This is a genomic window from Nitrosomonas communis, from assembly GCF_900114745.1.
GTDB classification, from domain to species: Bacteria; Pseudomonadota; Gammaproteobacteria; order Burkholderiales; family Nitrosomonadaceae; genus Nitrosomonas; species Nitrosomonas communis_A.
The window spans coordinates 23,599-48,270 of the sequence record NZ_FOUB01000002.1 but is presented as its reverse complement, the minus strand read 5'-3'; the positions used below and the strand labels follow the sequence as shown (position 1 = coordinate 48,270).

At 41.7% G+C, this 24,672-nt stretch carries 26 protein-coding genes; 10 read left to right on the top strand and 16 right to left on the bottom strand.

The window, feature by feature from the left end:
• Positions 1-22: 22 nt before the first annotated feature.
• From BM122_RS01190 to ndk, 4 genes are read right to left on the bottom strand one after another with little or no spacing between them, the layout of a single operon-like run.
• A complete protein-coding gene (locus BM122_RS01190) occupies positions 23-1,069 on the bottom strand; it encodes a RodZ domain-containing protein (protein WP_074902920.1) in 1,047 nt (348 codons plus the stop codon).
• Positions 1,062-1,853 carry a type IV pilus biogenesis/stability protein PilW gene (gene pilW / locus BM122_RS01185; RefSeq protein ID WP_074902918.1) on the bottom strand — a complete coding sequence of 264 codons (792 nt, stop codon included), beginning with the start codon at positions 1,851-1,853 and terminating at the stop codon, positions 1,062-1,064. Before pilW ends, BM122_RS01190 begins: the two co-directional genes overlap by 8 nt.
• On the bottom strand, positions 1,850-2,998 hold the full coding sequence (gene rlmN, locus BM122_RS01180; protein WP_074902916.1) for a dual-specificity RNA methyltransferase RlmN: 1,149 nt from the start codon (positions 2,996-2,998) through the stop codon (positions 1,850-1,852). The genes pilW and rlmN overlap by 4 nt, the downstream gene beginning before the upstream one ends.
• Before the next feature lie 36 nt (positions 2,999-3,034).
• Positions 3,035-3,460 (bottom strand): nucleoside-diphosphate kinase, encoded by a 426-nt coding sequence (gene ndk, locus BM122_RS01175; RefSeq protein ID WP_074902915.1) that lies wholly within the window; start codon positions 3,458-3,460, stop codon positions 3,035-3,037.
• Positions 3,461-3,898: 438 nt separating this feature from the next.
• On the opposite strand from ndk, the gene BM122_RS01170 reads away from it, so the two are divergent.
• Entirely contained in the window at positions 3,899-5,284 is a 1,386-nt protein-coding gene (locus tag BM122_RS01170) for an aspartate aminotransferase family protein (RefSeq protein WP_074902913.1), read from the top strand.
• Between the two features lie 78 nt (positions 5,285-5,362).
• Here BM122_RS01170 and dnaQ read toward each other — a convergent pair whose 3' ends face one another.
• From dnaQ to BM122_RS01155, 3 genes are read right to left on the bottom strand one after another with little or no spacing between them, the layout of a single operon-like run.
• Positions 5,363-6,067 (bottom strand): DNA polymerase III subunit epsilon, encoded by a 705-nt coding sequence (gene dnaQ / locus BM122_RS01165; protein WP_074902912.1) that lies wholly within the window; start codon positions 6,065-6,067, stop codon positions 5,363-5,365.
• A complete protein-coding gene (rnhA, locus tag BM122_RS01160) occupies positions 6,067-6,567 on the bottom strand; it encodes a ribonuclease HI (RefSeq protein WP_371264878.1) in 501 nt (166 codons plus the stop codon). The genes dnaQ and rnhA overlap by 1 nt, the downstream gene beginning before the upstream one ends.
• Before the next feature lie 51 nt (positions 6,568-6,618).
• The gene (locus tag BM122_RS01155) at positions 6,619-7,380 is read right to left on the bottom strand and encodes a class I SAM-dependent methyltransferase (RefSeq protein WP_256211819.1); all 762 of its coding nucleotides are present in this window, start codon (positions 7,378-7,380) and stop codon (positions 6,619-6,621) included.
• A 32-nt stretch (positions 7,381-7,412) separates the two neighbouring features.
• Between BM122_RS01155 and gloB the strand changes: the two genes are divergently transcribed.
• Complete coding sequence (gloB, locus tag BM122_RS01150) at positions 7,413-8,177, top strand: hydroxyacylglutathione hydrolase (RefSeq protein ID WP_074902906.1); 765 nt, start codon at positions 7,413-7,415, stop codon at positions 8,175-8,177.
• Between the two features lie 211 nt (positions 8,178-8,388).
• Here the strand turns inward: gloB and BM122_RS01145 are convergent, their stop codons facing one another.
• The 7 genes from BM122_RS01145 to BM122_RS01115 form a co-directional block, all read right to left on the bottom strand.
• Positions 8,389-8,961, bottom strand: a complete 573-nt coding sequence (locus BM122_RS01145; RefSeq protein ID WP_074902904.1) for a peroxiredoxin family protein — start codon at positions 8,959-8,961, stop codon at positions 8,389-8,391.
• Positions 8,962-9,289: 328 nt separating this feature from the next.
• Complete coding sequence (locus BM122_RS01140; RefSeq protein WP_074902902.1) at positions 9,290-9,898, bottom strand: cytochrome P460 family protein; 609 nt, start codon at positions 9,896-9,898, stop codon at positions 9,290-9,292.
• A 550-nt stretch (positions 9,899-10,448) separates the two neighbouring features.
• Positions 10,449-11,123 carry a tetratricopeptide repeat protein gene (locus tag BM122_RS01135; protein WP_074902900.1) on the bottom strand — a complete coding sequence of 225 codons (675 nt, stop codon included), beginning with the start codon at positions 11,121-11,123 and terminating at the stop codon, positions 10,449-10,451.
• A gap of 141 nt (positions 11,124-11,264) precedes the next feature.
• Positions 11,265-12,026 (bottom strand): ankyrin repeat domain-containing protein, encoded by a 762-nt coding sequence (locus BM122_RS01130; RefSeq protein ID WP_074902898.1) that lies wholly within the window; start codon positions 12,024-12,026, stop codon positions 11,265-11,267.
• Between the two features lie 105 nt (positions 12,027-12,131).
• Positions 12,132-13,253 carry a deoxyguanosinetriphosphate triphosphohydrolase gene (locus BM122_RS01125; RefSeq protein WP_074902896.1) on the bottom strand — a complete coding sequence of 374 codons (1,122 nt, stop codon included), beginning with the start codon at positions 13,251-13,253 and terminating at the stop codon, positions 12,132-12,134.
• Complete coding sequence (gene aroB / locus BM122_RS01120) at positions 13,246-14,346, bottom strand: 3-dehydroquinate synthase (protein ID WP_074903096.1); 1,101 nt, start codon at positions 14,344-14,346, stop codon at positions 13,246-13,248. The genes BM122_RS01125 and aroB overlap by 8 nt, the downstream gene beginning before the upstream one ends.
• Before the next feature lie 44 nt (positions 14,347-14,390).
• Complete coding sequence (locus tag BM122_RS01115) at positions 14,391-15,032, bottom strand: shikimate kinase (RefSeq protein WP_074902894.1); 642 nt, start codon at positions 15,030-15,032, stop codon at positions 14,391-14,393.
• 1,052 nt (positions 15,033-16,084) lie between these two features.
• Here BM122_RS01115 and iscR point away from each other — a divergent pair.
• From iscR to BM122_RS01075, 8 genes are read left to right on the top strand one after another with little or no spacing between them, the layout of a single operon-like run.
• Positions 16,085-16,552, top strand: coding sequence for a Fe-S cluster assembly transcriptional regulator IscR (iscR, locus tag BM122_RS01110; RefSeq protein ID WP_074666274.1), 468 nt, complete (start codon positions 16,085-16,087; stop codon positions 16,550-16,552).
• A gap of 26 nt (positions 16,553-16,578) precedes the next feature.
• Positions 16,579-16,932, top strand: a complete 354-nt coding sequence (locus tag BM122_RS01105) for a HesB/IscA family protein (RefSeq protein ID WP_074902892.1) — start codon at positions 16,579-16,581, stop codon at positions 16,930-16,932.
• A 2-nt stretch (positions 16,933-16,934) separates the two neighbouring features.
• Entirely contained in the window at positions 16,935-18,371 is a 1,437-nt protein-coding gene (sufB, locus tag BM122_RS01100; RefSeq protein WP_074902890.1) for a Fe-S cluster assembly protein SufB, read from the top strand.
• Positions 18,368-19,165: a Fe-S cluster assembly ATPase SufC gene (gene sufC / locus BM122_RS01095; RefSeq protein WP_074902888.1), complete on the top strand. Its 798-nt coding sequence runs from the start codon at positions 18,368-18,370 to the stop codon at positions 19,163-19,165. The genes sufB and sufC overlap by 4 nt, the downstream gene beginning before the upstream one ends.
• The gene (gene sufD / locus BM122_RS01090; protein ID WP_074902886.1) at positions 19,162-20,457 is read left to right on the top strand and encodes a Fe-S cluster assembly protein SufD; all 1,296 of its coding nucleotides are present in this window, start codon (positions 19,162-19,164) and stop codon (positions 20,455-20,457) included. Before sufC ends, sufD begins: the two co-directional genes overlap by 4 nt.
• 3 nt (positions 20,458-20,460) lie before the next feature.
• Complete coding sequence (locus BM122_RS01085) at positions 20,461-21,723, top strand: cysteine desulfurase (RefSeq protein WP_074902884.1); 1,263 nt, start codon at positions 20,461-20,463, stop codon at positions 21,721-21,723.
• Positions 21,723-22,205: a Fe-S cluster assembly sulfur transfer protein SufU gene (gene sufU / locus BM122_RS01080; protein ID WP_074902882.1), complete on the top strand. Its 483-nt coding sequence runs from the start codon at positions 21,723-21,725 to the stop codon at positions 22,203-22,205. Before BM122_RS01085 ends, sufU begins: the two co-directional genes overlap by 1 nt.
• Positions 22,206-22,259: 54 nt before the next feature.
• The gene (locus BM122_RS01075; RefSeq protein ID WP_074902880.1) at positions 22,260-22,820 is read left to right on the top strand and encodes a NifU family protein; all 561 of its coding nucleotides are present in this window, start codon (positions 22,260-22,262) and stop codon (positions 22,818-22,820) included.
• 143 nt (positions 22,821-22,963) lie between these two features.
• On the opposite strand, the gene BM122_RS01070 is transcribed toward BM122_RS01075, so the two are convergent.
• Together BM122_RS01070 and BM122_RS01065 are read right to left on the bottom strand one after the other, a co-directional pair.
• Positions 22,964-24,349 carry an NAD(P)(+) transhydrogenase (Re/Si-specific) subunit beta gene (locus BM122_RS01070; protein WP_074902879.1) on the bottom strand — a complete coding sequence of 462 codons (1,386 nt, stop codon included), beginning with the start codon at positions 24,347-24,349 and terminating at the stop codon, positions 22,964-22,966.
• The gene (locus BM122_RS01065; RefSeq protein ID WP_046848810.1) at positions 24,350-24,658 is read right to left on the bottom strand and encodes a proton-translocating transhydrogenase family protein; all 309 of its coding nucleotides are present in this window, start codon (positions 24,656-24,658) and stop codon (positions 24,350-24,352) included.
• Positions 24,659-24,672 lie beyond the last annotated feature (14 nt).

The following is a 24,672-nucleotide window of genomic DNA, read 5'->3' as shown; positions in this document are numbered from 1 at the left end:
TTTAATGAACAAAATAAGAGACCTATTCCAATGAAAAGCGAGCCACATTATCGCCTTTTCGTATATAGGGCGCTAGATCAACTAACTTGCTATTGTACGTAAGATTAACACCACTCGCATTACCAATCACCAAATGAAGAGGCGGTATCCCTTTTACCACTTGCTCTGTACCCTTGCCATTCATTTTGACAAAAATAACTTTTTTATTGCTGTCTCTTATCTCAACCCATGACTCCTTGGAAAAAATGAAATGCAGTATTTTTTCATTGCTCTCCTCCGTCTCATTCACAATAGGTTCAGCAACAGAAGTCGTAACCGGAGCAAGCGCTATTTCGGACGGTCTCTTCTCTGGAGGTTCTAATGTCTCTACACTGCGTGAAAGTGCTGGAAGTGTCTGAGGCAGCAATAATTCCATTGTAACCTGCCCATTTTCAGCTTGTGAATCAAATGAAGCAGGCGCATCTATATTATTCTTTATGATCGCACCTTGAGTCCAATTTCCTCCCTGATATACGCCATAGCCTAGTAAAACCGAAATTAAGACCATAGCCAAAAATAATATGCCACGCCCTCCGCCATCTCGTTTCGACGGAACCAGTGGAATTGCTTTTACTTGTTTTGCAGAGCCTTGATGAGCCAGTACTGGAGTAGATTGAGCGAATAAACGAAGTAACGAATTTGTATCAAGCTGGAGCAAGCTACCATAATTGCGAATGAAACCCCGAAGAAATGTGCTGGAAGGAAATTTACTATAATCTTCTTCCTCTATCGCTTTGATTTGCTGTACTGATAATCTTAATCGTCTCGCCACTTCCGCCACACTCAAATCGCGTTTTAATCTTTCAGCACGTAATAACTGTCCACATCCAGTGATTGCATTAAGTTTTTCTTTTGGATTTTTTCCATGATCAGCAAACTCCTTATCGGGCGCATTCATTCCGTCTTCACGAGCATCAAGCTGAGTGGACATGTTTTGGTTAAGGCCGCTATCAGAAGAAGTGATTTCCGAAGTGATTTCTTCCAGACTGGTATCCAATACTTTTTGTTGGCCTTTATCATCATTATTCATGATTTAATCTCCCTTCCCGCAGGGCTATTGCCTCATTCGAATCAGGAAAACGTCTTTGTAACTGAAAAGCATAACTCGCTTCAGCCTGATAATCTCCGATTGTACGTTCAATTTGAATGGCCAACCATAAGCTTTCTGGCGAAAGCGAATAAGTTTGCATATAGGAAGTAATATTTGATTTAGCTGTTTTGAGATCTCCACGTCTGAAATCAATCTCGATTAACCCAAGTACTGCCAGTGGGTAGTTGGGGCGAATCACCAAGGCTTTCTGGAAGAAAGCTTTAGCTCGTGCAAATTCATTATGCTTTAGCACACAAATTCCGGCATTCGAGTATGTTTTTTCAGGCATTTCATAAAGGGAGTTTCTTATTGCACTCATAAAATGATCCACCGCCAGATCCACCTCTTCAGGATGTCGCTGACAAAGAAACCACCCAAAATTATTGTGTACGTCAGAATCGTTAGGGTCTAGTTTAAGTGCACGCTCAAAATTCCAGCGTGCAAGCCCATCTTCGTGTATATTCATATATACTAGGCCTAGCACATTATAAGCAGGTGCATAATCCGGATTTGCTCGCAATGCGATTTCAGCTTCTTCTATAGCGACTTTGTACTGACCACGACCGTAATATTGCCCGGCAAGTTCGGTATGAATCTTGACACTTTGTTGAGCTCGCTTTCTTATTTCTTCTGCAGCTTGCTCCACCTCTTTCACAGATAGCTGCGTACATCCTGTGACTACTCCAGCAAGCGCTCCCAGCAAACCCGCCAACACCCTTTTCATCCAGCTATCTTCGTGATGTTGCGATTTACCCGCCGGGTTTTATCCAGCACCTGGCCAGCCAATTGACCGCATGCTGCATCGATATCGTCACCGCGTGTTTTACGCACGGTGGTTACGAGACCCGCTTGCAGCAACACATCGCGAAAAATTCGTATCGCTTCTGGCGAGGAGCGCTTATAGCCCGATTCGGCAAATGAATTAAACGGAATCAAATTCAATTTACAGGGAATTTTTTTCACCAGCCGCACCAATTCATAGGCATGTTCAGTACTGTCATTCACACCATCAAGCATGACATATTCGAATGTCACAAAGTCTCTAGGTGCAGCTTGGAGATAGCGCTCACATGCAGCCAATAACATTTTGATGGGATACTTCTTATTAATGGGTACCAACTGATCACGCAAAGCATCATTCGGCGCATGCAAAGAAACCGCCAAAGCAACGGGACAGCGCTCGCGCAACCGATCCATTGCAGGTACCAGACCGGAAGTACTGACAGTTACTTTTCGCCTGGATAATCCATAAGTGTTGTCGTCCAACATCAAGCCGAGCGCAGTTACGACATTCTCAAAATTAGCCAACGGCTCACCCATACCCATCAGCACGACATTACTAATAGCCCGGCCTATATTTTTTTCCTGATGATGTATCCTTCCATTGATAGAATTTTCTGGGATAAAAGAAGTTTCATGAGCTTTTTCAGTTTTGAGCATTTTGTTTGCCCACCATAACTGGCCAATAATTTCCGCAACCGTCAAATTACGATTAAACCCCTGCTTGCCCGTTGAACAAAAACTGCATGCAAGTGCGCACCCCACTTGACTGGAAATGCATAGCGTGCCACGATTAGCTTCAGGAATGAAAACCATCTCCACAGCATTTCCTGCACCCGTTGACAATAACCATTTACGGGTACCATCTGCAGCAATATGATCATTAATAACTTCAGGTGAGCGAATGATGGAAAGGGCAGCGAGTTTCTCCCGAAATGCTTTTGCCAAGTCGCTCATCTCAGAAAAATCCGATATGCCTAGTTGATGTATCCAGCGCAGCAATTGTTTCGCACGATAGGGTTTTTCTCCAATATCCATGCAGAAACGCGTGAGGCTAGCCGAATCAAAATCAAGCAAATTAATAGCCATATTCATACGCAAAGCTATCTTGGCTGTAAATTATTTTTAGCGCGAATAAACATCCAAAGCAGGAAAAAAGCAAGCAATTTCCACTGCTGCCGTCTCAGCTGCATCCGAGCCATGCACCGCATTCGCATCGATACTCTCGGCAAAATCAGCACGGATAGTTCCTTTTTCAGCTTTTTTAGGGTCTGTTGCTCCCATCAATTCTCGATTCTTACTGATAGCGTTTTCTCCTTCAAGCACCTGAACCATGACAGGCCCAGAAGTCATAAATTCCACTAAATCATTAAAAAAAGGACGCCCACGATGAACTGCATAGAAAGTCTCAGCTTCCCTTCTAGACAAATATGCCATACGTGCAGCGATAATTTTTAACCCTGCCTGCTCAAATCTCGAATAAATCTGACCAATGATATTTTTTGCTACTGCATCCGGCTTAATAATCGATAACGTTCTTTCAACAGCCATTAAATACTCCACAAAATTAACAAATCAAAATAAAACACTATTCTAACAAAAAATATATATAGATTCTGAAAAAGAGCGCTTAAGACAAGATGTTATGATTGACAAAATTAGATGGCGCATCCCATTCAGATCTTAATATTTAATTGATTTCATTTTATAGCACTTTAGTATTGACAGCCTCATGATTAGACAAGGATAATATTATGATTCTCAAAAGAAAGCACTTTTGAATGTTCAGAATGAACTATTCTAGATATTATATCTTCCTAAATTTTTAATCTGAATATCAGATACATTCATAGTATTTTTTCTGTCATATCCACCCTGATATTTAAAATTTCAACGCAAGATCTTTAAACTAAAAGCCCATCTGATTCCATAAGATTCGAACATGTTTTTTCTATTTTTCGCATGCAAATCTGTCAAGGAGCTTGGTTTATGAATATCCAAGAACTCATTCGACAACGCGGCAGAGAAAATTTCACCTTACACGATCTCTATCTCAATAGTCAGATGGTAAAGGTATTAAAAACAATAGGCTTTGATCGTCATTATGTAAAGGCTGAAGGAGCTTATCTTTTTGATGATCAAGACAATCGCTATCTCGATTTATTAAGCGGCTTCGGAGTATTCTCCTTAGGGCGCAATCATCCTCAAATTGTTCAAGTACTTAAAGATATTCTTAGTGTAGATCTTCCCAATTTGGTGCAACTGGATGTCTCGTTACTGTCGGGCATATTAGCAGAAAAGCTGGTAGCCATTAGTCCAGAAGGTCTGGATCGCGTTTTCTTTGCTAACTCTGGAACAGAAACAGTCGAAGCAGCGATCAAATTCAGCCGTTATGCTACAGGTAAATCTAAAATTATTTACTGCCGGGGAGGCTATCATGGCCTTAGCCTCGGCTCGCTTTCTGCTACTGGAGATGCTCATTATAAACAAGGGTTTGGCCCGCTAGTACCGGACTTTATTGAAGTTCCTTTTGGAGATCTTGCTGCTTTGGAAAGAGCGCTTTCCCAGAAAGATGTGGCCGCCTTTATAACCGAGCCGATCCAAGGACATGGCGTCTGGATACCAGATGATCATTACTTGCCGCAAGCTGCTGAGCTAACTCGGCGTTATGAAGCATTATTTATAGCGGATGAAGTGCAAACGGGACTGGGACGTACTGGTAAATGGTGGGCTGTAGAACACTGGTCAGTCACCCCAGATATACTTTGTATGGCAAAAGCGCTATCGGGAGGGTTCATACCTGTTGGCGCACTGGTCTGCAAAGAATGGATATTTGATCGTGTTTTTAATCGTATGGACCGCGCTGTCGTTCATGGCAGCACTTTCGGCAAAAGTAACCTTGCCATGGCAGCTGGATTGGCTACTTTAGAGGTGTTGGAATCAGAAAATCTGATCGAAAAATCTGCTCAATCCGGGCAAGCTATTATCGATGCACTGCAACCCCTTGTCGGAGAATATGAATGTCTGAAGGAAATTCGAGGAAAAGGTATGATGATTGCCCTAGAATTTACTGAACCACATAGCCTGTCTCTTAAAATGTCTTGGAAAATGTTAGAAGCGGCTAACAAGGGATTATTCTCACAAATGATTACTGTCCCCTTATTTTCCCGGCATCGCATTCTGTCCCAGGTAGCCGGGCACGGCATGAATATTGTCAAGTTTATTCCACCCCTCATACTGACAGAATCCGATATCAAGTGGATAATAGATGCGACCAAGTCTGTTATCCATGATGCACATCGCGGCCCTGCTGCAGTTTGGGATTTGGGTAAAACGCTTGCGACTAAAGCCCTGCGAAGAAAAGTCAGTACTTAACAATGTTATAAAAACGCTATTTAAAATAGTTTATGACCATTCCTGACTTATGGAGATGCATTCCCCCTCGCTCCTCCTCTATGAGCTGAACGCCACATGCTTCCATAAGCACTTTCCTTCGCTTTGTTTATTAATATTCTCAAGCTGCTGCGAGTGCAATTCAAGCTCCTTCTCACTGGCAGGCAGTACTATTAAATGCAAATTCTCAGCAATGACTGCCATGTCAATGGGTAAGGGCGTGATATCCAATTCCATCAACAAACTTTCTTGCCCTCTAGTCATAGCCAAATAAACCTCGGCTAGAAGCTCTGCATCCATTAATGCACCATGTAAGGTGCGCTTCGAATTATCGATTTGATAGCGCTCACATAAGGCATCCAAATTATTCCGTTTACCTGGATGAATCTCCTTAGCAATAACAAGTGTATCGGTGATCTCAGAGCAGTAATTTTTCAGTGGTGGTTGCTTGACCAGTCCTAATTCATGATCAAGAAACCCTACATCAAACGGTGCATTGTGAATAAGAAGCTCTGCACCTTCAATGAAATCCAGAAAAGCAGCACAAATATCACGAAATTTTTGCTTGTCCTGCAGAAACTCGCTGGTTAAACCATGTATTTGCAGCGCACTTGCTTCGCTTTCTCGCTCAGGATTCAAATAATAATGAAAATGACGACCCGTCAATTGCCGGTTATACATTTCGACAGCCGCTATCTCAACAATTCGATGACCCAATTTAGGATCTAAACCAGTTGTTTCGGTATCAATAAAAATTTTACGCATCAGTTACTTACCTTGTTGCCAGAGCTTCCTTTTCTTGTGATTACAGATGCTACTCCTTGGTTAGCCAGTTCATCGGCTCGTTCATTACCCGCATGCCCCATATGCCCCCGTACCCAGCACCATTCAATTTGATATTGCTGTGACAAATAATCAAGTTCTCTCCACAAATCTTCATTCTTGACTGGTTTTTTGTCAGCGGTACGCCAACCCCGATTTTTCCAGGCATATATCCATTCACTGATACCTTTCTGTACATACTGCGAATCAGTGTAGAGGTGTACTTTGCACGATTGCCTGGAAATAGGCAGCGATGCTAACGCTTGCAATGCGCGAATTGCCGAGGTCAATTCCATCCGATTATTAGTCGTTCTCGCTTCACCACCAAATAATTCCCATGTACTCTCTTGGTATTTTAGCAAAACGCCCCATCCACCTACGCCTGGATTACCCTTACAGGCGCCATCCGTAAATATTTCCACTACGCATGCAGCATCTTGCATATTCATTACTTTGTATTTTATTTTATGATTGGTTGTCGAACATAACTACACTTACTTCACAGTATTTTTGAATTTTTGCGTCGCTGGCACAATTTTTCTTTTGGTAGACAACTTATTTTCCCAACAGGGTTTAATAATACGCATGCCATGGATTTGCTTGACCGCGTGCAAAAAATAAACTCCCCCGGAAATTGGCCACCAACGATCTCCTACAGCCTCCATAAAACGGAAACGTTTTATCCATTTTTCATTACTAAAAGGGGGTGCATAACAGCCGAGTCGCCCTCCAACAATCTCAAAATCGAGCAGTTTTAACCAATCCTTAAGACGAGGTAATGCGATGAATTGGCCATACCAGGGAAATTCATTTCTCGCTGTTTTCCAATACCGACTTACTCCCCAAAGGCTGAATGGGTTAAAACCGCTGATCACGACATGTCCCTCTGGCATCAACACACGATGTACTTCGCGCAGAATCTGATGTGGATTAGAATTGAATTCCAGGATATGCGGCAACAATACCAGATCCATACTGCCACTTTCGACAGGTAGGAAATCAGGTAACGCATAAATGGATGTACCAGGACTAATGCCAAGACGAAATTGATAAGGGATACGGTTAGCACGTAAAAAATTCAATTGAGAAAAACCAATTTGCAAAGCGTTATAACCAAAAATATTGATAACCGCTTGATCAAAATAGCTTTGCTCCTCCTCAAGCAAATATTGGCCGAGCGAGGTTTCAAACCATTGCTGCATAGTCCGAGCATGCATAGAGAGAGTCATGATGCTGTTAGCACTCAGCCTTTTCATAAATATTTTTTTATTAAACCGAGAAAAACACCATGCTCAATATTTACCCTGTTCGCGCCTTTAAAGACAATTATATCTGGGTAATTCATGACCAGCATTATGCTGTCATTGTCGATCCAGGAAGCGCAACACCTGTGTTAGCCTATCTTCAGCAGCAGAAATTGCAACCCATCGCCATTCTCAATACACATCACCATAACGATCATACTGGTGGCAATGTAACATTATTGCAGTCCTATACTATGCCAGTATATGGTCCTGCAAATGAAAACATCCCAGGGCTTACGCATGGCCTTAAAGAAAGTGATATTGTTCATCTCTCGGAACTATCGCTCGATTTGGCCGTACTGGATATACCTGGCCATACCGCAGGTCACATTGCTTATTATGGCGGAAAATCGCTGTTTTGTGGTGATACTCTATTTGCCTGTGGCTGTGGACGTATCTTTGAAGGCACTGCACAACAAATGTATGCTTCACTCCAGAAATTAGCCAGCCTACCTGACGAAACGCTTATTTACTGCACGCATGAGTACACCTTGTCCAATATCCGGTTTGCAAGCGCTATCGATGTCAACAATCCAGCCTTAGCTCAACGCGCAATCGAAGTAGAAGAGCAAAGAAAGCACAATATACCTACACTTCCCTCAATATTAGCCATCGAAAAAACGACGAATCCTTTTTTGCGATGTAACCAGTCAGCCATCATTCATGCCGCTAATCAACATTCCGGCAGAATACTGTCAGACTCTCTCAGTGTTTTTACAGAAATTCGTAAATGGAAAGATACCTTCTAACAAGCTGCTGAAAAGGCATTCGAAGCAATTAATGATAAGCAAAAACGGGCAAAAAACGGAGTTTATGCTAGGTAAATATATTTTAATATAATTTCTAATACCGCAGAGGTAATATAGATAGTTTTTTTCAACCGTCTGCTAAATCAGATTTCTGAAATTTACTTTTCTACTTCTCTAAATTGAGGTCGGCAGGAAAAGTTTGCTAATGCAATTAAACTGCACAACCATCCGGCCCACAATCTACAGATTCAGCCTCATTCTGCTTGCTTCGAGCAGGCTGTAGCTGTTCGGTTTCATCAACTTCTTCTGCAAGCAAAGTACCTATTGATACACCCAGTATAAAATCACTGACATGGCCAAATTTATGCATGCGCAGCTGACCGGTCTTATCGATTAGAATCGTCGTAGGTGTGCCTTGCATCTGATAAGTCATCATGGTGTGCGGAATGACATGCTGATCATTCGGCTTATCGATCCCAATCGGAAAACGCAATCGATACTCATAAGCAAATACTTCAAGCGCTTCACGACCCATTACTGAATGATGCTCAAAGACCGTATGAAGGCCAATCACGGCAATTTGATCTGGATTGAATTCTTCAAATATCCTTTGCGTCTGAGGAATACCCATTTGCACACAACCTGGGCACAGCATCTGAAAAGCATGGAGTAACACCACCTTACCTCGCAATGAAGCGAGTGTAATAGGTTGAGGTGTATTAAGCCAACCTACTGTCTGAAGTTCTGGCGCCAAAATTTTTCCATTTGCTTGATTAGTTTTCATTAATGAGCTCTACCTTCTGTTTTAGAATCTGCATATTACTATAATTTTAATCAAAATTTACTTTGTCGACTTCGACTACCTTGTTATTGATATTGTTAACGGCTTGCCTTTAAGATATTTCTGATGAGAAATAATAGAATTAAAAAACAACAACTTGAACACAAGCGAATCGCATGAATATCTCTTAAAGTTTTATAAAATAAGAAAGGGCAAGTCATTTTGCACTTAGAAGTGCCGGGAATAAATGCCCTCTTCTTCCTAATACCTTTAGATGATTATCGCAGTCTTTGCAACCCTTCTCCCCTAGTCATCATCTTACCACGTTGCTTTACTTCTTCTCAGGTTTGCCAGCGCGTAATACCGGGTAATATTGGACGAATACGTTGTCTTCAGCAGCATTTTCTTTATGGCACGTATTGCAAGATTCATCAGGTTGTGGAGCTGTGCTCTTGCTTTCATAACTATCATAGCCAAAGTATGCCCAGTTATTAGGTCTATCAGCAAAACGTTTGGAATCCTTGACGGTAGCAGCGATACCAAGATATTCCCCTTGAAAATAACCATTGCCACTGGCCGCCTCTTCAGCACCCACGCTTACCAATTCCTTAACGATAATTGTCCCATCACGAAATTTTCCGGTTTGCTTCCAGTGTGCCCAGCTAACGGGATCAATGTATACATTGTGAAACTCAGGGAATGCCGGATTACCATCGTTCATATCTTTTGGTGTCACAGGTGCGCCAATGAAAATCCATTCACGATAATTTCTTGGTATTAGCAGCTGTCCATCTTTGTTGAAATGAGCATAGGTTATTCTGCCAGGCTCATAACGATCATCTTGTTGGCCGGCAGTAACAGTAATTGCCTGGCCAACTAGCAGGCCGGATAATAATAATGACGTCAAACGACCTAACAACGTTCTTTTAAACTGTGACATAATCAATCCCTAAAGTGATAAAATTAGAATGTCAAAAATAGTTATAAATAAAGACCTTTTTATGGTAGACAGCCCCGCAGACAACGTCAAGACAAGAATCTGTTACGCTTGCCATACCAATCGATAGCTGTAAATCTTTTTGGACAACTTTACAAAATCTTACAAACCATCAATTAGAAAAGCATGGCTGTAACCAGTGCTATTACTCAAGCAGATCAATTAAGGCATTCGACTCTCAACATAAAATCAATGATCGATTACAAACACAACACGAAAATGATGCACTTATACGGAATAGTGGCAATGACACTCATGCTAGCAGCTCAAGAAATGGGTTATGCTTCTTACCAATGAATGGAGTTGATTTTGATGCGGTCATAAAACTGATTAAATCTAGAAAGCGGTTTTAGGAGGTTTGTTACTATTAACAAGGAAATCAGAAGCATGGTCATTGGCGGATAAGTTCCTTTAGAAGAAATCATTTTTTTATAACAAATTCTAGATTCTCTTCCAGGTTTCTTTGCAATGTTTTGTAAGTGGAAATATTAGCCTAATTTTCTGCAGCTCGTATGGCATTAAGGTTTTCTCTCGCTTCTTCATTTCCTTGTTTCTCAGCCTTCTCAAACCATTCAATCGCTTTATCTATATCCTTAGGGACTCCCTCGCCTACTAGATACATGACACCCAGGTTATTTTGCGCATCCACGTTGCCTTGTTCAGCAGCCTTGGTAAACCACTCCACTGCTTTAGTGGAATCTTGTGGAACACCCTGACCTTCTGCGTATAACAGGCCCAGGTTAAATTGGGCACCTGCATGCCCTTGCTCTGCAGCGCGATGAAACCAACCTGCAGCCGCTTCCAGATCATAGTCCATAATTTTCCCTGTCGCATCCCTGGAGATAGCCTCTCCAGAATAGAACAAGGAACCAAGAGCATTCTGCGCTTCGGCATCGCCCGCTTCCGCATCCTGGCGTAATTTTAGGAATCGCTCTTCAGGTGATAATCCATCATCTGCCATTGGCATGATTTTTTTCAGCAGATCAGCCTTTTCTTCCGGCGATAAGCCTTCTTGAAATACGGATGGCAATTCATTCATAGTAGTGATCTCATCGGGTAACCTTTTCCAAGTTTCGTCTGTCTCGGATTTTGCTGATGGGGTTTCATCACCGCATCCAGCAAGTATTAACATCAATAAGGCTAGCAATGTAAAAATACGCATATTCATTGAGTAATTCCGCTCTTCTTATAGTAGATAAAAATTTAATAAAAATTATAACATTTTAGTTGTATTACAGTTAGATACACCCATTAAACCCAAGCTGATAAATTAATAAGAAGCTCATAAGATAATTACTCAGCAGAATCTCTATTTTGCACCTGCTTTTTGAAGTAACTCAATGACACCCTTATGCTCATATTTTTTGGCCAGTAATAATGCAGTTGCACCATTTTCTGCCTTAGTATCAATTTCTGCACCCATAGCAAGTAACGTCATGGTCACTCCGCGATAGCCATGTTGTGCGGCTAACATTAACGCATTTGCACCATTTTTTGCTTGACTATTAACATTGGCGTTTGCTTGCAGCAAATGCTGGGTCACGATTTGGCTACCTATTTGTGATGCAAGCATAAGTGCTGTAATACCTTCATTGGTAACAGCATTGACATTGACATCATTACCCGTTTCGAGCAAAAGACGCACCATCTCTATATGATTTCTTTGCGATGCAAACATTAATGCTGTCATTCCATCGTCGGCAACCGCGTTTATATCTGCATTAGCAGCAAGTAATGCTTGCGCGATACCTATACGGTTATCCTGCGCAGCCAACATAAGCACGGTCCGATCATTTTTTGCCTTTACATTTGCGTCAGCACCAGAAGCAAGCAGTAGTTCAACGATATTTTCGTGACCATTCTGCACTGCACTCACCAATGCCATATCCTTATCGCGTGCTTCGTGATTTTTCTCAGACATTGAAAGCAATGTTTTCACTTGAGACAAATTGCCGCGTGTAGCTGCATTGACCAGATCACTATTTTCTAAATTAGCCAATGCGTAGTTTGAGAGATGCAGCAACCCTATCAGGACGCTTAAGGCATACAAATTAATCCTTGACCAGAGCATTTTTATTCCTCCTCTCTTCTATATGTATTCACTCAACTCAATAATCAGATAGCAGATAACAAATAGAGCCATCTAAATTCCTCTGTTATTCACCCAAATTGAATTTTAGCTTTCACTGATGATAAACAGCCGTTGATATTCCCTAATCGCAAAACGATCAGTCATGCCTGCAATATAATCAGCAATAGCCTGATGTCCATATTGAGAAAATTTAATCTGGTATGCTGTAGGTAGTAGTCGAATATCTGAGTTAAATGCATTGAATAACATTTCAATCGTATGTTGCGCCTTATTACTCATGCGTGTTACTTGGAAATGCCGATAAAGATTATCGTACAAAAAGGTTTTTAGTTCCTGCTGCTCCTGCTTTATCTTTTCGCTGAATCGAATCAAGCACGGCGCTGATCGTATTTCATCTATACCTTTTGGTCGCACATTTTCGATGTTGCTTTTACTTTGTAGGGTTAAATCTGTTGCTACACTATTAATCATGCCACGTATCGTTTCATGAATTAAACGTCGACCACCAATATTTGGATAATCTCTTTTCACCTGCCATAAATGTCTGGAAAATATTTCTATCTTTTCCAGTTGCGACATTGTAATAAAACCGGAACGTAAACCATCATCCACATCATGAGTATTATACGCAATTTCATCAGCAAAATTGGCAAGCTGTGCCTCTAGTGAAGGTCTTTGATTAATTAAAAAACGCTCTCCCACTTCACCCAGCTTTTCAACATTTTTTCTAGAAACATGCTTGAGAATGCCTTCACGGGTCTCAAAGCACAAATTCAAACCATCAAAAGCACCGTACTGTTCTTCAAGCACATCAACCACTCTTAAAGACTGAAGATTATGTTCAAAGCCACCATATTCCTTCATGCAATCATTCAAAGCATCTTGCCCTGCATGGCCAAAAGGCGTGTGTCCTAGATCATGCGCCAGTGCTATTGCTTCAACTAAATCCTCATTCAACTTTAAATTCCGCGCGATTGAACGTCCAATCTGGGCCACCTCTAGACTATGTGTCAAACGAGTGCGAAACAAATCACCTTCATGGTTAACAAATACCTGTGTTTTATATTCAAGCCGACGGAAAGCTGTTGAATGAATTACCCGATCACGATCGCGTTGAAATTCACTACGACCAATAGGAGGCGCTTCTTTGATGAGACGTCCGCGCGAATTAGCAGAGGATACTGCGTAAGGAGCCAAATCATTCATTAGCCATACAAGTGAGCAATGTCTCTCTCAAGGTTGATGCTGGAATATCATGACTCATCATCGCTTCACCAATGCGCCTCAGCAGAATAAAACGCATTCTTCCTTCCTCTACTTTTTTATCAAGCTTCATCAAGCTCAAGTAATCATCTGGAGAAAGTTTTGGTGCAATAACCGGCAATCCTACCTTTTGAAATATGCTGTATATGCGTTTGAAATCACTTTCACTGATGAATTTTAGTTGTTTTGACAGATCTGCCGCCATTATAGTGCCCGCAGCAACCGCTTCACCGTGCAACCATACGCCATAGCCCATGGCGTTTTCAATTGCATGACCAAAAGTGTGGCCAAGATTAAGCAGTGCGCGCATGCCACTCTCACGCTCATCTGCAGCGACAATTTCCGCTTTGATTTCGCAACTACGGCAAATGGCTTTATTTAGAATGTCAGCATTGCGTGTAATCAAACCCGTTATATTCTGTTCCAACCACATAAAAAAATCAGCATCTCGTATAAGACCGTATTTAATCACTTCTGCAATGCCAGCACGCAACTCCCTATCAGACAAGGTAGTGAGTGTCGCACTGTCTGTCAACACCATGCGCGGTTGATAGAATGCCCCTATCAAATTTTTGCCAAGGGGATGGTTAATACCTGTCTTACCGCCTACTGAAGAATCCACTTGTGCAAGTAGGGTGGTAGGAATTTGGATAAAAGGTACACCTCGCAAATAAGTCGCCGCTGCAAACCCTGTCAGATCACCAACAACCCCTCCCCCCAACGCAATTAGGGTAGTTTTTCGCTCACAGCGTTGCTTCAATAAGGCGTCAAAAATCAAATTCAATGTTTGCCAATTTTTATGATCTTCACCATCAGGCAAAATAATTGCAACTGAACAGATTCCATACCGCTCTAGTGCCCTACGAAATCGATCCAGATAAAGAGGGGCTACAGTGGTATTAGTTACAATTGCCACCCGTTTCTGTGGCAAATGAGGCAATAATAAATCTACCTGCTCTAATAACGCATTACCAATGTAAATGGGGTAACTTCGATCCTGTTCGGGAGAAAATAAGGCCACCTTAACAGTTTGCATGTCATTCATATAAAATAATTAATTTCGGGAAGAACTCATCCCTTTTAAGGTTCATAATTATTCGATTGGTAAGCCTTGATCGCGTTCTTTTTCCGATTTAACGCCTCAGCTCGAAGTTTCTTAAATTTAAAGAAAAGCAGCTTTCGGGCGAGCCGTTGTACTAGAGAGCGTACACCTTGTTTTCCGCTATCTATAATGATATGTGCCACCTCTCGATAAAGAGCATCGCGTTGAGCATGAAGCTCTGTTAATCTAGCATGCAAATCCTCAGTCTGAAGTAGCGGCCTATTTTTATCAGTGCGTGTTCTTCGTTGCAGTTCATTTACGGATGCGCTCAAATAAACTACGATACCATGCTGTCTTAATAAGGCACGATTTTCAGCACTCAGCACCGCCCCCCCACCAGTAGCCAGCACCACATTCTCTGCTTGCACCAGCTCATGCAACACTTCCGTTTCACGTCTACGAAACCCAGCCTCTCCTTCAATTTCAAAAATCAAAGGAATCTTAACACCAGTACGCTGTTGAATTTCATGGTCGGAATCGATAAACGTTTTACCCATGTAATTTGCCAGCAATTTGCCAATCGTAGTTTTTCCGGCACCCATCATACCTACGAGAATAATATTCCCCTGTAAAAACTTTATATCATGATTATTTTTCGTGATTGGCTTAATTAATTGCATAGAGATAATTGTAACGGAATACTTTCACCTACACAGAAATTCCAATAGGTCCATAAAAAAATTCATTTAATTTATTATCATTTTTAGAGATGTCCGATCCTGCTTCCCTGTGCGACAAGAATATTAACAAAATAACATTAAATGTAACAAAATTAGCCACACTATCATGTAATCGAACGCTTATATCCCTATTTTCTTATCCGCGACAGAAGAACCTCAGCCAGCATTTTAATATTTTCCAAATAAGATACTTTGATAGAACCATTCATGTTATAGCAAATACTCTCCTCAATACCTATATGAAAACACTTTTTTAGCTTCTTTTTTTACTTTTACCACTTTTGCCTTATCTAACCCATTTGCATCAACAATATTGCGAGAGATCACACCTATTAACAGGACTTCTAAATACTTTCACGCGGCATATTTATATGAGAGATTCTAAAAGCCAGCTTGGCACCAATGGCATGCTTGGGAGCGATGTCCAATACTCCTCCAAATCGAATTCATACAATTCATACTCTAGCTAGAAGCTAGACCCCTATCTCTTTCTTGAGTTACGCTAACCAACTTCCGACAAGGATTTGAGGATATAAATCTCGGGGAATACGAATGCGACGTTATTCCTTATTAAGGAATCTGCACAACCCCTGAAAATTTTATTGAAATTTTATTGCAGTAGTGAGAGGGAAAAATTTTCAGGGTTGTGCAGAGGTCTAAATGGATTGGCGCAAATCTGAGTACAACCGTATAACCCCATACCCACTTGCTAATATGATATGAATATAGGTTATTTAAGGTTTAAGTGAAGTAAATAATAATAGTGGACAAAAATAATAACCAATTGATTTAAAAGCACATAATATACATTCATTCCTTGTAAAATAAGAAGCTAATTTATTGAACTTCCTTAAAAATTCCAAATCATAGGTTGCTATAGTTGACTAGTTCAGTCAGGTATTATATAGTTGACAAAAATAATCAAGTATTATTTACAACAAACCCTAATTAATTCTTACTTACCCAACTTTTATTGTATTAAGGAATCTGGTATGAGACTGACAACGAAAGGACGATTCGCAGTGACAGCACTATTGGATCTCGCGATGCAGCACAGCAATGGGCCTGTCACACTTGCCGATATCAGTCAGCGTCAAAAAATTTCACTATCATATCTTGAACAATTGTTCGCAAAATTACGCCAACGCGAACTTGTTGATAGTGTGCGTGGTCCTGGTGGTGGTTATTGCTTAGCTAAAAGCCTGGATCAAGTATCTATTGCAGATATTATTCTCGCTGTCGATGAACCCATTGATAACACGCGATGTGGTGGTAAAGAAAATTGTCTGAATGATGGCAAATGTATGACTCATGATCTATGGGCAGAGCTCAATGACATTATTTTCAATTATCTTGGCAGCGTAACATTGAAGCAGTTGGTCGACGAACAAAAACAACGCGATCAGCAACGCGAGCAAGCTGTTGTCAAGTTATATGATATGCGTGAAGCAGCATTTTAGTTTTAATTAATTTATAGAGAAAAATTATGTCGATCACATTGACTGAACGTGCAGCCAAACAAATCCAGCAACAACTAACAAAACGTGGTAAAGGATTGGCTCTACGGATAGATATAAAAAAATCGGGATGCTCTGGTTTTACTTATATCTTTGATTATGTCGATGAAATGCAAGAAGAAGATCAGCTCTTCGAGTCGCATAACGCAAGAATAGTCTTAAAACGCGATAATCTAACTTATTTTGATGGATCAGAGATAGATTTTGTCAAAGAAGGTCTAAATAGTACTTTCAAGTTTAACAATCCAAATATTGGAAATACATGTGGCTGTGGTGAGAGCTTCAGCCTCAAAATACCTGAAGAGTCTAAGGAAAATATATAAAAATGAGTGCTGTACTACAAAATCTTGTAAACCAGCCTTACAAGCATGGTTTCGTCACAGAAATAGAATCAGATATTGCACCCAAAGGACTTAATGAAGAAATCATTCGATTGATTTCATCCAAAAAAAATGAGCCTGAATGGATGCTCACATTCAGATTGCAAGCTTATGAAAAATGGCTCAGCATGTCTGAACCACGTTGGCAAAATGTTAAATACCCAAAAATTGATTTTCAATCAATTAGTTATTACTCAGCACCTAAGCCGAAAAAAAAATTAGCGAGTATGGATGAGGTGGATCCCGAGTTGCTACGCACATTTGAGAAACTCGGCGTACCCATGCATGAACGAGCAGCGTTAGCGGGTGTTGCTGTTGATGTCATTTTTGACAGTGTGTCCGTTGCAACAACTTATAAAGAAAAACTCGCTGAAGTCGGGATCATTTTTTGTTCGATTTCTGAAGCTGTCCAAACTCATCCAGAATTAGTTAAAAAATATCTTGGAACTGTCGTACCAGTTGGCGACAATTTCTATGCAGCCCTTAATTCAGCAGTATTTACCGATGGCTCGTTTTGTTTTATCCCAAAGGGTGTTAAATGTCCAATGGACTTGTCGACTTACTTTCGTATCAATACTGAAGAATCAGGACAATTCGAGCGTACGCTAATTATTGCTGAAGAGGGTGCTTCTGTTTCTTATCTGGAAGGATGTACCGCACCCAGATTTGATACTAACCAATTACATGCAGCCGTCGTTGAACTGATTGCGCTGGATAATGCCGAAATTAAATACTCGACTGTTCAAAACTGGTATGCAGGAGATGAAAAAGGCATTGGAGGTATTTATAATTTTGTTACTAAACGTGGGCTAGCGAAAGGGGCTAATTCACGCATTTCTTGGACGCAAGTTGAAACAGGTTCCGCTATAACCTGGAAATATCCTTCCTGTATTTTACGTGGCGAAAATTCTGTGGGTGAGTTCTATTCGGTTGCTGTTACCAATAATTATCAGCAAGCCGATACGGGCACAAAAATGATTCATATCGGAAGAAATACGCGTAGCACCATTATTAGTAAAAGTATTTCAGCGGGACATTCCAATAGTAGCTATCGCGGCTTGGTAAGAATTTCGCCTACAGCCGAGAATGCGCGCAACTATTCACAATGCGATTCGATGCTCATTGGTAATCAATGCAGCGCAAATACATTTCCTTATATCCAGGTCAATAATAATAGCGCTAAAGTTGAGCATGAAGCATCCACCTCAAAGATTGGTGAGGATCAACTTTTTTATTTTTTACAACGTGGAATTGATACTGAAGAAGCTGTATCAATGATTATCAATGGATTCTGTAAAGAAGTTTTTCAACAGTTGCCTATGGAATTTGCAGTTGAAGCAACCAAATTACTCAGTTTTAAATTAGAAGGGAGTGTCGGATGATCAATCAGAACAGTAAAACACTCCTTGAAGTCCGTGGCTTACATGCAAATGTAAATGGTATTGAGATACTTAAAGGTGTTGATCTCACGGTCAAGAGTGGAGAAGTCCATGCCATCATGGGACTCAATGGATCTGGTAAAAGTACTTTTGCCAAAATTCTTGCTGGCCACCCTGCTTACGAGGTAACTGCTGGAACGATTATCTTCAACAATCAAAATCTTTTTGATCTTGAACCTGAAGAACGTGCTCGTGCCGGTGTGTTTCTTGCATTTCAATATCCAATTGAAATACCAGGCGTCGCTAATAATCAATTCTTGCGGTTAGCATACAACACAGTTCAGTCCCAGCGTGGCAAAGAAGAGCTTGACCCGCTTGAATTTGATGATTTTGTACGCGAAAAAATGAAATTACTCGAAATGAGTCCAGACTTCCTGGATCGTAGCGTCAATGAAGGGTTCTCAGGTGGAGAAAAAAAACGTAATGAAATTTTACAAATGGCATTACTTGAGCCAATACTCGCTATTCTGGATGAAACAGATTCAGGGCTCGATATTGATGCGCTTAGGATTGTAGCTAATGGCGTGAATCAGCTTACCAATAAAGATAATGCGACTATTTTGGTGACGCATTACCAACGCTTGCTTGATTATATTGTGCCTGATTATGTTCATGTAATGGAAGCTGGACGAATCATCAAAACAAGCGGTAAAGAGCTTGCCAAGGAACTGGAAGCTCATGGTTATGATTGGATCAATGCTGACGACCGTGGTAAGACAGCTGGAGTACGGCCATGAGTACAGCAACTAGCCATAGCTACCTCGACCATCTTGTTCAATCATGGCAGAAACCATCGACTTCATCGTGGCTTGATCAGCTTCGTGCAAACGCGATGGATAGTGCTGGCGCACTTAGGATGCCGACAACTCAAGATGAAGAATGGCGTTTTACTGATATTTCACCCCTTAGTCGCCTGCCTTATCCGGTAGCCCAGTCAACATTCAAAGTACAGCTCTCGGATATTGAACATTATTATCTCGAAGAAGCCAGCTGTCGGCTGGTATTTGTAGATGGTCAATTTGCCCCCGAGTTATCAAACATTGCTCATAATGCAGGTGCAATTATAGGCAATTTATCATCTCTCCTTCCTACTCATGGGGATACGATTGCACGCTACCTTGGTCAGCTGGCAGAATTTGAGAATGATGTTTTCACGGCATTAAATACTGCTTTTCTTCGTGATAGCGCCTGTATTATTATTCCGGCGAATAAGTCAGTAACGACGCCTATTCATTTGCTGTTTATATCCAGGCAAACTGAAGTTACCAGTTACCCGCGCTGTCTACTGATTGCCGAAGCGGGAAGTCATGCGACAATTATTGAGGATTATATCACCACTGAAGAAGCTTCTTATGTGACGAACTCGATCGTTGAAATGAATCTTGCCGATAGTGCGCACATCAATCATATTCGTGTTCAGCGGGATAATCAGCAGGCTTTTCATATAGGGAATTGTACGGTATCCCTTGCTCATGCAAGTCAGTACCATTCAGTCAGCATAACGTTAGGAGCTTATATTTCGCGTTATAACCTGAATGTGATATTGTCAGGTGAAGGGGCTGAATGCGCTGCAGATGGGTTGGTATTGATTTCTGAACGTCAACTCGCCGATACCCATACCTTTATTGATCATGCGCAACCGCATGGCAAGAGTCGCCAGCTCCATAAATGTATCGTTGATAGCATGGCACATGGGGTATTTAATGGCAAAATCATGGTACGCCCGCATGCTCAGTTAACGGATTCAGCACAATTAAGCCGCAATCTTTTACTGACCAATAAAGCCCGCATTGATACCAAGCCACAACTTGAAATATTCGCTGATGATGTCAAATGCGCGCATGGCGCGACAGTAGGTCAACTCGATAAAGAAGAAATTTTCTACTTAAAGAGCCGTGGTCTGTCTGATTTGACAGCACGTAATTTACTAACCTATGCATTTGGCGGCGAAGTTATTGACCGTATTCCGATTTCTTCCCTTAAAAGGCAACTCGAAGAAATCGTCCTTGCAAGAACACAGATATCCTGAAACATGAAAATTGTTGATGCTTTACTAGACATGAATACCTCTCCAACTCCAGAGTTGGCAGCACGATATCGTGCTGATTTTCCCATTCTCAATCTCAAAGTAAACGATAAGCCACTTGTTTATCTGGATAACGCTGCATCAAGCCAAATGCCTCAATCAGTCATTGATCGTCTGATACGATATCAAACAACTCAGCATGCCAATATCCATCGTGCAGTGCACTATTTATCTGAAATAGCCACACGGGAATATGAAACGGCACGACGCACATTACAGCACTTTATCAATGCACGTGAAGATAGAGAAATTATCTTTACCAGCGGTACAACAGATGCCATTAATCTAGTGATGCATGGTTATGGTCGCAAGTTTATTCAGAGTGGTGATGAAATTATTTTAACGAACCTTGAGCATCACTCAAACATTGTGCCATGGCAAATGCTAGCGGAAGAAAAAGGTGCAACCATTCGCGTCGTACCGATCAATGACGCAGGTGAGCTATTAGTTGATGAATATGAAAAGCTATTTAATCCTCGAACTCGCTTTGTTGCATTAACGCATGTATCGAATGCGCTAGGTACCATCAATCCGATTAAAAACATGATTGCTTTTGCCCACCAGCAAGGTGTACCGGTTTTAATCGATGGCGCACAAGCTGCTCCCCATATGAAAGTCGATGTGCAAGATCTGGATTGTGATTTCTATGCTTTTTCTGGTCACAAATTATGCGGCCCAACAGGAATAGGCATCCTCTATGGTAAAGCCAAGTTGCTAGAATCCATGCAGCCTTTCAAAGGAGGGGGTGATATGATTGTTTCGGTAACCTTTGAAAAAACGACCTACAACACCATTCCGTATAAATTTGAAGCAGGCACTCCTCCTATTGCTGCTGCGATTGGCTTTGGTGCCGCAATAGAGTATTTATCGAAGATCGGGTTAGATGCAATTGCAGCTTATGAGCATGAACTGCTTAATTACGCAACCGAACAGATCATAACTATACCCGGTGTCCACATTATTGGTAATACACGGACTAAAGTTGCTGTCTTGTCATTCATCATTGATGGCGTTCACCCTCATGATGTGGGAACACTGCTTAATCAAGAAGGAATCGCTGTACGCACGGGTCACCATTGCGCACAACCCATTATGCAGCGCTTCAAAATACCTGCTACCTCACGCGCCTCCTTTGCTTTTTATAATACTAAGGCAGAAGTTGATACTTTGGTAGAAGGTATTCATTCTATACAAAAGGTTTTCTCATAATGAATTTAAAATCAATTTATCAGGAAGTTATTCTTGATCATAATCGCAAGCCCCGCAACTACGGTACGCTTGATAATGCAAATCACCATGCGGTAGGGCACAATCCCTTATGCGGTGATCGCATTGATCTTGCGTTGCATGTGGAAGGAGAGCACATTGATCGTATTGCTTTTCATGGAGAATCATGCGCTATATGTAAAGCATCTGCTTCAATGATGACAGCTACTGTCAAAGGGAAATCACGGTCAGAAGCAGAAACTTTAATAACAGAATTTCGGGAAATGGTAGTGGGTAATCTTGATCTTTCGGGACCTCACCACCTTGGGAGACTAGCTGTTTTTGCTGGAGTACGTGATCTACCTACACGGGTCAAATGCGCAATTCTGCCTTGGCATACCTTGCAAGCTGCATTGAATTCTAATGCTATCGTATCGACTGAAACAGCAGAAGATTCAATCCATGCTGCTAGCAGTAAGGCCTAGCCCAAAAAACTAGATAGAGCATAAAAAAAACACTACCAAAATAGTTAAAACAAAATGCCAAAAATAGCTGAAATAGAAGGCACCCCTAACCCAAATGCTTTGAAGTTTGTTCTAAAAGAACCTCTTACCTGGGGTGTAAGTCATTCATATGACAGTGCTGAGCAAGCAAAGGATGATCCATTGGCATCATCTTTGTTTGAAATAGATCATGTTACCAATGTCTTTTATGTTGACCGCTGGATTACGATTACTCAAGATGGGGAAGCTGACTGGCAAGATCTCGCACGCGCTGTCGCTGATCCGATCCGGGCTGCACCAGCGGCTCATGCGCAATCCGCTGAGACGGTAACAGCAGCAAATGAAATATTGGCTAACTTGAGTCCAGAAGATCAGCAGCGACTGGAGCGTATCAATATATTATTAGATGAGGAAGTACGTCCTTACTTACAAAATGATGGCGGAGATCTTCATATATTAAACCTTGAAGGGAATATTCTTAGAATCCATTATCAAGGGGCGTGTGGCACTTGCCCTAGCTCGATTTCTGGAACGCTCAGAGGAATTGAGCGATTGTTAAAAACAATTGAGCCGGATATCGTTCTTGTTTCTGCCTGAGAAAATATAAATAACGTGAGTTTCGACATAAGGATCACACCATGACCCAGACTCTTCCTGCCGTGGTGCGATCCTTAGCCTAAATCACGTTAAATATTAGTTAGTTTTTTAATACCTTCAAGGCATCTTAAAAGGATAAGGATCTAGGTGTTAACCGCTTTCACCATATCCTCTACTACTTTTTTGGCATCTCCAAACACCATCATAGTCTTGTCCATATAAAACAAATCATTATCAAGGCCAGCGTAACCAGCCGCCATACTACGTTTGACGACTATTACGGTACGAGCCTTGTGCGCCTCTAAAATAGGCATACCATAGATGGGGCTGCCCGGCACATTTGCAGCCGGATTGACCACGTCATTTGCTCCCAGTACCAGTACCACATCAGTATTAGAAAAGTCGCTATTGATCTCTTCCATCTCCAGAACCTGTTCATAGGGTATTTCGGCTTCGGCAAGCAGTACATTCATATGCCCTGGCATACGACCCGCGACAGGATGGATGGCAAAACGAACATTCGCACCTTTTTCATGCAAAACCTCTGCAAGTTCATTGACTGCGTGTTGCGCACGAGCAACGGCCAGACCATATCCCGGAACAATAATTACGCTATCAGCATTACTCATCAGGAAGGCAGCATCCTCAGCACTTCCACTGCGATAGGTTTTCTGTGTTCCATCCCCGGCAGCTTGGCTGCTGCCTTCACTCCCAAAGCCACCCAATATGACTGAAAGAAAAGGACGGTTCATGGCTTTGCACATGATATACGACAAAATTGCACCAGAGCTGCCCACCAATGAACCAGCAATAATCAGCATCGGATTACCTAGCGAAAAGCCGATACCTGCCGCAGCCCAGCCTGAATAGGAATTTAGCATGGAAATGACCACCGGCATATCTGCTCCCCCAATAGGAATAATAATGAGGAATCCGAGCAAGAAAGCAATAGTTGTCATGACGATAAATGCTGACCAGTTAGTCATCTCACTAAAAAAGAACCATAAACCAAAACCAATCATAACTAAGGCTAACGTTAGATTGATCATGTGTTGTCCAGTGAAAACAACTGGAGCGCCACTCATGCGGCCAGACAATTTAAGAAAGGCAATGACTGAGCCAGACCAGGTCATGGCACCAATAAACGTTCCCAGAAACAACTCCAGCTTGCTACCAGCTGGCAACATCTCAGGCAGGCCGAATGAAACAGGATTATTAACAGCGGCAATGGCGATGAATACTGCGGCCAAACCTACCAGCGAGTGCATGAAAGCAACCAGTTCCGGCATTGCTGTCATCTGGACGCGCTGCGCTACGATAGAACCTATTATCGCTCCGATTGCGATACAACCGAGTATCAATGTCCAATTCTGGGTAATGGTCAAAGTAGTGCCAACGGCTATCGTCATCCCAACCATTCCAAACAAATTACCACGCCGGGCGGAAAGGGGGGAACTAAGCCCTTTCAGCGCCAGAATGAAAAAAACCGCTGCAACCAGATAAGCGAGAGCAATCAAATCAGCAGACATTTAGGCGCTTCCTTTTTTATCTTTTTTTCTGAACATTTCCAGCATGCGTTGTGTGACGAGAAATCCACCAAATACATTGATGGAAGCAAGAACTACAGCCGCTCCCCCCAGCCAGACCCCCCAATCGGTTTCAGCAGGCCCTGCAGCCAGCATTGCGCCTACTAAAATAATACTTGAAATGGCATTAGTCACTGACATCAGCGGTGTATGTAACGCAGGGGTTACATTCCAGACCACGTGATAGCCAACAAAAACCGCCAACACGAATACCGTGAGATGAATTATCGTTGGATCAATTTCACCGATCATGTTTGCTCCTCTTG

Coding starts and splice junctions, on each gene's coding strand:
- BM122_RS01190 (WP_074902920.1), bottom strand. CDS start 1,069: ATGAATAATGATGATAAAGGCCAACAAAAAGTATTGGATACCAGTCTG.
- pilW (WP_074902918.1), bottom strand. CDS start 1,853: ATGAAAAGGGTGTTGGCGGGTTTGCTGGGAGCGCTTGCTGGAGTAGTC.
- rlmN (WP_074902916.1), bottom strand. CDS start 2,998: ATGGCTATTAATTTGCTTGATTTTGATTCGGCTAGCCTCACGCGTTTC.
- ndk (WP_074902915.1), bottom strand. CDS start 3,460: ATGGCTGTTGAAAGAACGTTATCGATTATTAAGCCGGATGCAGTAGCA.
- BM122_RS01170 (WP_074902913.1), top strand. CDS start 3,899: ATGAATATCCAAGAACTCATTCGACAACGCGGCAGAGAAAATTTCACC.
- dnaQ (WP_074902912.1), bottom strand. CDS start 6,067: ATGCGTAAAATTTTTATTGATACCGAAACAACTGGTTTAGATCCTAAA.
- rnhA (WP_371264878.1), bottom strand. CDS start 6,567: ATGCAAGATGCTGCATGCGTAGTGGAAATATTTACGGATGGCGCCTGT.
- BM122_RS01155 (WP_256211819.1), bottom strand. CDS start 7,380: ATGAAAAGGCTGAGTGCTAACAGCATCATGACTCTCTCTATGCATGCT.
- gloB (WP_074902906.1), top strand. CDS start 7,413: ATGCTCAATATTTACCCTGTTCGCGCCTTTAAAGACAATTATATCTGG.
- BM122_RS01145 (WP_074902904.1), bottom strand. CDS start 8,961: ATGAAAACTAATCAAGCAAATGGAAAAATTTTGGCGCCAGAACTTCAG.
- BM122_RS01140 (WP_074902902.1), bottom strand. CDS start 9,898: ATGTCACAGTTTAAAAGAACGTTGTTAGGTCGTTTGACGTCATTATTA.
- BM122_RS01135 (WP_074902900.1), bottom strand. CDS start 11,123: ATGAATATGCGTATTTTTACATTGCTAGCCTTATTGATGTTAATACTT.
- BM122_RS01130 (WP_074902898.1), bottom strand. CDS start 12,026: ATGCTCTGGTCAAGGATTAATTTGTATGCCTTAAGCGTCCTGATAGGG.
- BM122_RS01125 (WP_074902896.1), bottom strand. CDS start 13,253: ATGAATGATTTGGCTCCTTACGCAGTATCCTCTGCTAATTCGCGCGGA.
- aroB (WP_074903096.1), bottom strand. CDS start 14,346: ATGCAAACTGTTAAGGTGGCCTTATTTTCTCCCGAACAGGATCGAAGT.
- BM122_RS01115 (WP_074902894.1), bottom strand. CDS start 15,032: ATGCAATTAATTAAGCCAATCACGAAAAATAATCATGATATAAAGTTT.
- iscR (WP_074666274.1), top strand. CDS start 16,085: ATGAGACTGACAACGAAAGGACGATTCGCAGTGACAGCACTATTGGAT.
- BM122_RS01105 (WP_074902892.1), top strand. CDS start 16,579: ATGTCGATCACATTGACTGAACGTGCAGCCAAACAAATCCAGCAACAA.
- sufB (WP_074902890.1), top strand. CDS start 16,935: ATGAGTGCTGTACTACAAAATCTTGTAAACCAGCCTTACAAGCATGGT.
- sufC (WP_074902888.1), top strand. CDS start 18,368: ATGATCAATCAGAACAGTAAAACACTCCTTGAAGTCCGTGGCTTACAT.
- sufD (WP_074902886.1), top strand. CDS start 19,162: ATGAGTACAGCAACTAGCCATAGCTACCTCGACCATCTTGTTCAATCA.
- BM122_RS01085 (WP_074902884.1), top strand. CDS start 20,461: ATGAAAATTGTTGATGCTTTACTAGACATGAATACCTCTCCAACTCCA.
- sufU (WP_074902882.1), top strand. CDS start 21,723: ATGAATTTAAAATCAATTTATCAGGAAGTTATTCTTGATCATAATCGC.
- BM122_RS01075 (WP_074902880.1), top strand. CDS start 22,260: ATGCCAAAAATAGCTGAAATAGAAGGCACCCCTAACCCAAATGCTTTG.
- BM122_RS01070 (WP_074902879.1), bottom strand. CDS start 24,349: ATGTCTGCTGATTTGATTGCTCTCGCTTATCTGGTTGCAGCGGTTTTT.
- BM122_RS01065 (WP_046848810.1), bottom strand. CDS start 24,658: ATGATCGGTGAAATTGATCCAACGATAATTCATCTCACGGTATTCGTG.